The organism is Stenotrophomonas sp. 704A1 (assembly GCF_030549525.1).
Lineage (GTDB): Bacteria > Pseudomonadota > Gammaproteobacteria > Xanthomonadales > Xanthomonadaceae > Stenotrophomonas > Stenotrophomonas tuberculopleuritidis.
In genome coordinates this window covers 2605984-2612039 of sequence record NZ_CP130831.1, presented here as the reverse complement: position 1 = coordinate 2612039, position 6056 = coordinate 2605984, and the positions used below count along the sequence as shown (strand labels likewise).

Annotated in this window: 7 protein-coding genes; 3 read left to right on the top strand and 4 right to left on the bottom strand. The window is 69.9% G+C overall.

The window, feature by feature from the left end; all coding sequences use genetic code 11:
- Positions 1-78 precede the first annotated feature (78 nt).
- From Q5Z10_RS12210 to gspH, 3 genes are read right to left on the bottom strand one after another with little or no spacing between them, the layout of a single operon-like run.
- Positions 79-693: a PulJ/GspJ family protein gene (locus Q5Z10_RS12210; RefSeq protein WP_303635701.1), complete on the bottom strand. Its 615-nt coding sequence runs from the start codon at positions 691-693 to the stop codon at positions 79-81.
- Positions 690-1052, bottom strand: a complete 363-nt coding sequence (gene gspI, locus Q5Z10_RS12205) for a type II secretion system minor pseudopilin GspI (RefSeq protein ID WP_303635700.1) — start codon at positions 1050-1052, stop codon at positions 690-692. The genes Q5Z10_RS12210 and gspI overlap by 4 nt, the downstream gene beginning before the upstream one ends.
- Entirely contained in the window at positions 1049-1495 is a 447-nt protein-coding gene (gspH, locus tag Q5Z10_RS12200) for a type II secretion system minor pseudopilin GspH (protein ID WP_345783990.1), read from the bottom strand. The genes gspI and gspH overlap by 4 nt, the downstream gene beginning before the upstream one ends.
- A 115-nt stretch (positions 1496-1610) precedes the next feature.
- Between gspH and Q5Z10_RS12195 the strand changes: the two genes are divergently transcribed.
- Complete coding sequence (locus Q5Z10_RS12195) at positions 1611-2069, top strand: general secretion pathway protein (protein WP_303635698.1); 459 nt, start codon at positions 1611-1613, stop codon at positions 2067-2069.
- Between the two features lie 7 nt (positions 2070-2076).
- Here Q5Z10_RS12195 and Q5Z10_RS12190 read toward each other — a convergent pair whose 3' ends face one another.
- Positions 2077-2406, bottom strand: coding sequence for a hypothetical protein (locus Q5Z10_RS12190; RefSeq protein ID WP_303635697.1), 330 nt, complete (start codon positions 2404-2406; stop codon positions 2077-2079).
- A 202-nt stretch (positions 2407-2608) separates the two neighbouring features.
- Here Q5Z10_RS12190 and Q5Z10_RS12185 point away from each other — a divergent pair, with 202 nt between their 5' ends.
- The gene (locus tag Q5Z10_RS12185; RefSeq protein WP_303635696.1) at positions 2609-4231 is read left to right on the top strand and encodes a ShlB/FhaC/HecB family hemolysin secretion/activation protein; all 1623 of its coding nucleotides are present in this window, start codon (positions 2609-2611) and stop codon (positions 4229-4231) included.
- A 38-nt stretch (positions 4232-4269) separates the two neighbouring features.
- Positions 4270-6054, top strand: coding sequence for a DUF2341 domain-containing protein (locus Q5Z10_RS12180; protein WP_303635695.1), 1785 nt, complete (start codon positions 4270-4272; stop codon positions 6052-6054).
- Positions 6055-6056: the final 2 nt, after the last annotated feature.

Genomic DNA, 6056 nt, shown 5'->3' with positions numbered 1-6056 from the left:
TGCGCGGATGCGGCGGGCCAGCACACTGCACGCACTGCAGGCCAGCCGGCGGTTACGATGTTCGCCCTCCTGCGCCGACTACAACTCCAGCACGCGGCGGTAGCTCAACGGCCCGCGCGGGTCACGCAGTCCCAGCCGCAGCTCCAGCCCGGTCGCCGGCAATACCTCGCCCGCACCGGGCAACACGGCCCAGCCGGTCCCGGGCTGCCAGGCGCGGACCTCGAAGCGCTGCACATCGCGCGCGACCGCCAGCCCGCGCGCCGGTACCGGTGCCGGCAGCGGATAGCGGTCCGATGGCGCACCACTGGCCCGCCACAGCGTGCTGCCCTGCCGCCACCAGCGCACCCGCTGCCAGTGCAGGCCGTCACTGCCAACGCTGCGGGTGATCTCCAGCGCGAAGCTGCCATCGGGCCGCCGCTCGCTGACCAGTGACGGCGGCAGCAGCCGCTGCGGCTGGTCGGCCGGTCGCACCGCGCCATTCATCAGCGCGTCGTCCGCGCGCAGTTCGATGTCGCGCTGGAACTGCTGCAGTACACGCAGCGCGGCGGTGGTCTCGGCGTCGGCGCGGCGCAGCCGCTGGTCACTGTTGGCCACGCTGTCCAGCGCACGCCAGCAGATCACCGCCAGCACGCCCATGATGGTGATGGCGATCATCACTTCGATGAGGGTGAACCCCGCGGCGGCGCGCCTCATGGGGCGGGTGTCCACGGCACCTGCAGGCGCGACAGCAGCTGTGCCGGTGCATCGTCGGCCACCACGCTCAGGTCCAGCTGTGGCTGTCCGTCGGCGCCGGTGCCCAGCTGCTGCTGCACCAGGAAGCGGGTCCGCCCCTGCACACACGGCACGCGCGCGGTTGCCGGCGGCTGCGCGGCCAGCCGCAGTTCCTGCCAACGGTCCTGCGCGCACAGCAGCGCCAGGCGCCGGTCGCGCAGGCGTGACTGGTCATCAGTGGCCACGGCCACCGAGCGCATCACCGCCGCCAATGCGATCGAGACGATCGCCAGGGCGATCAGCACCTCGATCAGGGTGAACCCCTGCGCGTTCTGCTTCACTGCACGACCTGCAACTGTCCGCTGCCATCATCACGAAGACGCAGCTGGCGGCCGTCCAGCGACAGCGCCAGTTCCCAGGGCACGCCGATCCACTCCGGGCTCAGTTCGATCGCCGCACGGGGCTGGACGGTGATGCCGGCGGCGCGCCAGTGCTGCGGACGCAGCAGATCGTCGCGGTGCAGGTCCACCCATCGGCTGCCTTCGCGGCGGCTGAAACGGTAGCCCTCGGCATCGGCCTGCCAGCGCAGCGGGCGGCCATCGATGCGCGCTTCGTCACGCGCCACCTGCAGGCGCTGGGCCAGCTGCTCCGCCTCCTGGCGCAGCTGCCGGGCCGGGTCGAGCAGGCTGCCCAGGCCCAGCCCGATGCCGGCCGTGCAGATGCCGATGATGACCAGCACCACCATCAGTTCGATCAGGGTGAAGCCACGCGGGGCGCGCTGCATCGACATCGCCTCCAGTCCTTGCCGATGCCTGCCAGCGTAGGCGCGCATGATGAAACAAAAGCGTCAGCGCCGCCTGCTAGCGTGAGCGGACACGAACGTGGCGATGGTGCAGAACATGGATGGCAGGCGCTGGGACCGCAACCGCATGTTGACCCTGCTCGCGGCGACGCTGCTGCTGGCGGTCGTCGCCTATTGGAGCGTGGTCCTGTCCGCGTCGGCACCGCCGGCCGCGGCCACCCCGGTGGCGGCCAGCGCCACGCCGCCGCCGTTCGATGCCACGGCCAGTGCGCCGCTGGTGCGCCTGCTGTCACCGGGCGCGGTACAGACCGACGTGGTGGTGCTGGGGGTAATGGCCGGCGAACACGCGCCGCTGGCGCTGCTGGCGGTGGACGGACGCCCGGCCGAGGCCTTTGCGCCGGGGCAGCGCCTGGGCCCTTCCACGGTGCTGTCCAGCATCCGCGCCGACGCGGTGGAACTGCAGCAGGCCGGTCAGACACGCGCGTTGCCGGTGCCCACGCTGCCTGCGTTGCCGACCGATGGCATCGTGCCCGCAGCGGCGCTGGGGCGGCACTGATAGGTGCTCAGCGTGCCGGACGCTGCGGCACCACCGAATGGCCGAACGCATCACCCATGCGCTGGCGGGTTCCTTCCAGGTTGTACTGCATCAGCTGGTTGCCGGGCTGCCGCATCAGGCGCTCGGCCTCGGGCAGCGCCGGCGCCCGGGCGGCGGCCGGCACCGGTGCCAGCTTGCGCTGCAGGCACTCCCAGGCCGGAATGCGCTCGCCGTTGACCTGCACCTCGATGCACGCTGCAGCCTGCTCCGGCTTCGCTGCCTCGGCGGCGTGCACACCGCAGCTTGCCAGTGCCAGCGCCAGCGCCGCACCGCGCTGCATCCACGGGGTCAGGTTCATGTCGGTTCTCCGGCGGCCACGCGCGCGTTCTGCAATGAGGACGGATGTCGCGTGCAGTGTCCGCCGGCGACCGTTCGGTGGCTGTCAACAGATGACAGTCCTGTCACAAAACTGTTGGCGGTTTTGACGTGGCCTGCACGTCCTGTTGGTAGACCCACGCGCCGCTCCACGGCCACTCCTTCGAAACGACGCGATGCCTTCGATGACTCCAGTCCAGTGCCGTGCCGACCGCCTCCCGCTGCGCTTGCATCCGTTGCTGCTGGCGCTTGCCGCTTCGCCCCTGCCGGGGTGGGCGCAGGACGCGGCGCCGAAGCCGGCGCCCACGGTGAACATCAATGAGTACATCGTGCGCGGCAACACCGTGCTCGATGCGCGCCAGATCGAACGCGCGGTGGAACCGTTCCTCGGTCCGGGCAGGACCCTGGCCGACGTGGAGAAGGCGCGCGATGCGGTCAATGCGCTCTACCAGCAGGCGGGCTACCAGTCGGTCTACGTGGAACTGCCCGAACAGCAGGTCAGCGGCGGCGTCGTGCTGCTGAAGGTGCAGCAGACGCCGATCGGGCAGCTGCGCGTGGTGGGCGCCCGCCAGACCTCGCCGGAGCGCATCCGCGAACGCGTGCCGGCGCTGGCGCAGGGCACGGTGCCGGATTTCAACCAGGCGCAGAAGGAACTGACCGCACTGAACGAAGGCGGTCGCCGCCAGGTGATGCCGCTGGTCCGCGAGGGCGAAGTGCCCGGCACCATGGATGTCGACCTGCAGGTGGAAGAGAAGTCGCCGTGGCGGGCCAGCGCAGCGCTGAACAACGACCACAGCGCCGACACCGAGAAGCTGCGCCTGAGCGCGTCGCTGGCGTACGACAATCTGTGGCGGCGCGGCCACAGCGCGACCCTCGGCGTGTTTCTCGCGCCAGAGGACACCGACCAGGCCAAGGTGCTGTCCGCGTCGTACACGATGCCCTTCGAAGGCACGCCATGGAGCCTGGAAGCCTCCGGCTACACCTCCGACAGCCGCGTGTTGAATGCCGGTGGGCAGGGCGGCGTCGGCTCGGGTACCAACGTGATCGGCAACGGCCATTCGGTCGGCCTCCGGCTCAACTACCGGTTGGCCGGCAGCAGCCACTGGTGGCGCCAGCTCAGCCTCGGCGTGGACTTCAAGGACACCGAGGAGGACACCCAGGTCGGCGAGGACAGCCTGAAGACACCGCTGAAGTACGCGCCGATCACCCTGGCCTTCGTCGGTGTGCGCCAGGGCGAGCATGACCAGCTGAGCATCAGCAGCCAGCTGGTGGCCGGTACCCGCCGCCTGTTCGGCTATGGCAGCGACAGCACCGACTTCGGCCAGAAGCGCTACTGGGCCGACCCGAGCTTCGTGGCCTTCAAGGCCGACGTGTCCAATACCCATACCTTCGGCAATGACTGGCAGTGGTATGCGCGTGGCTCGCTGCAGGTCACCGATGCGCCGCTGGTGTCGGCCGAGCAGTTCGCCGCCGGTGGCATGTACACCGTGCGCGGCTACCTGTCGGCCGAGGCGATCGGCGACTACGGCGGCCTGGCCAACCTGGAATGGCGCAGCCCTGCCTGGTCGCTGTGGAGCGGCACCGACCTGCGGCTGTACAGCTTCGCCGACGCGGCCTATCTGCGCCTGCGCCAGCCACTGCCCGAGCAGCGCGACAAGTACAACCTGGCCTCGGTCGGCCTCGGCGCGCAGCTGCGCCTGGGCGAACACCTGCAGCTTCGCCTGGACTATGCCTGGCCGTATGCCGATGGCCCGGTGACGCGCAAGGACGACCCGCGCCTGCATTTCAACATCAGCACCAGCTACTGATCCTTCCCTTGAACATGCGTTCTCCGGAGACCCCTCGCATGGACCGTTTGCTTTCCCGAGTGTTGCTGCTGCTGGCCGCGCTGGTCGCGTTGCCCGCCGCTGCGGCCGATGCCAATTGGTGGCAGGCCGAATGGAAGTACCGCAAGCCGATCACCGTCGACGCCGGCCCGCAGGGCGCCGGCCTGGCCGGTGACCCCGGGCGTACGCCGCTGCTGCTGCGGCTGCACGCCGGCAACTTCGGCTTCGACGGCACCCAGGATGCGGGCAGCGACCTGCGTTTCGTCTCAGGCGATGGCCGCACCGTGCTGGCCCATCAGATCGAACAGTTCGACCCGGGCCAGAACCTGGCCCTGGTCTGGGTGGATGTGCCGGCGGTCACCGCCGCAGCACCGCAGACGATCTGGATGTACTACGGCAACGACAAGGCGCCGGCCAGCGGCAACGGCCAGCAGGTGTTCGATCCGGACTACACCCTCGTCTACCACTTCGCCGACGCCAACGCGCCGGCCCGCGATACCACCGCCTATGGCAACAACGCCGGCGCGGTGGTGCCTGCAGCGGATGGCACGGTGATCGGGCGTGGCATCCAGCTGGGCACGGTGCCGCTGCCGCTGCCGGCCAGTGCGTCGCTGGCACAGGAGGCGGGCGCGCCGTTGACGGTGTCGGCATGGATCAAGCCCGGCAGCGAGGCCGGCGCGCAGGCGATCTACGCCCGTCGTGACGGGGCATCCGAGCTGGTGCTGGGCATCGAGAACCGTGTGCCGTTCGTGCAGCTCAACGGTCAGCGCAGCACGCCGGCACAGCCGATTCCGGAAGGGCAGTGGGCGCATGTCGCGCTGACCGCTGGCGGTGGTTCGTTGCAGCTGTACCTCAATGGCCGCGCGGTCGCGCAGTTGAGTGGCGAACTGCCGGCGCTGACCACGGCGCCCGTGGTCGGCGCCGACGCACCGGGTGCGGCACAGCCGCTGGCCAACTTCCAGGGTGCGCTGGACGAACTGCGCATCTCGCGGGTTGCCCGCCCGGCTGCGCTGCTGCTGGCCGATGCCACGGCCCAGGGCGCCGATTCGCGCCTGGTCAGCTACGGTGCCGACGAGCAGTCGGCAGGGCAGAGCCACTTCGGCTTCATCCTCAAGGCGATGCCGTTCGACGCCTGGGTGGTGGTCGCCATTCTTGGCCTGATGATGCTGATGTCGTGGGCGATCATGATCGCCAAGAGCCGTCACTTCGGCCGCACCAGCAAGGCCAATGCGGTGTTCACCGAAACCTTCGGCAAGCTGTCCGGCGTGCCGCTGCGCACGCTGGCCGACCTGGACCGGCAAGGCAAGGCGCCGACCACGATGCACGAGGGTTCGCTGTGGCGCATCTACCAGGTGGCCATCGACGAGATGCAGCAGCGCCATCAGCGCGATGGCAGCAGCGGCTACCTGAGCGCGGCCACCATCGCCGCGATCCGCGCCTCGATGGATGCGGTGATGGTGCGCGAACAGGAAGCGATGGCGCGGCGCATGAACTGGCTGTCCACCACCATCGAGGGTGCTCCCTATGTGGGGCTGTTCGGTACGGTGATCGGCATCATGCTGGTGTTTGTGGTGGCGGCGATGGCCGGCGCGGTGGACATCAATTCGGTGGCGCCGGGCATGGCCGCCGCACTGCTGTGTACCGCCGCCGGTCTGGGCGTCGCGATCCCGGCACTGTTCGGCTACAACTGGCTGGGCGCGCGCGCCGAGGCCATCGGTGCCGACATGGCGGTGTTCATCGACGAGTTCGCTGCGCGCCTGGCCGAAGAGCAGGACGGGCGCGGCCCGGCTGCGGTGCAGGGCTGAGG

Excerpts from the sequence above, each read along its gene's own strand:
- Q5Z10_RS12210 (WP_303635701.1), bottom strand. The coding sequence starts at position 693 with ATGAGGCGCGCCGCCGCGGGGTTCACCCTCATCGAAGTGATGATCGCC.
- gspH (WP_345783990.1), bottom strand. The coding sequence starts at position 1,495 with ATGCAGCGCGCCCCGCGTGGCTTCACCCTGATCGAACTGATGGTGGTG.
- Q5Z10_RS12195 (WP_303635698.1), top strand. The coding sequence starts at position 1,611 with ATGGATGGCAGGCGCTGGGACCGCAACCGCATGTTGACCCTGCTCGCG.
- Q5Z10_RS12190 (WP_303635697.1), bottom strand. The coding sequence starts at position 2,406 with ATGAACCTGACCCCGTGGATGCAGCGCGGTGCGGCGCTGGCGCTGGCA.
- Q5Z10_RS12185 (WP_303635696.1), top strand. The coding sequence starts at position 2,609 with ATGACTCCAGTCCAGTGCCGTGCCGACCGCCTCCCGCTGCGCTTGCAT.
- Q5Z10_RS12180 (WP_303635695.1), top strand. The coding sequence starts at position 4,270 with ATGGACCGTTTGCTTTCCCGAGTGTTGCTGCTGCTGGCCGCGCTGGTC.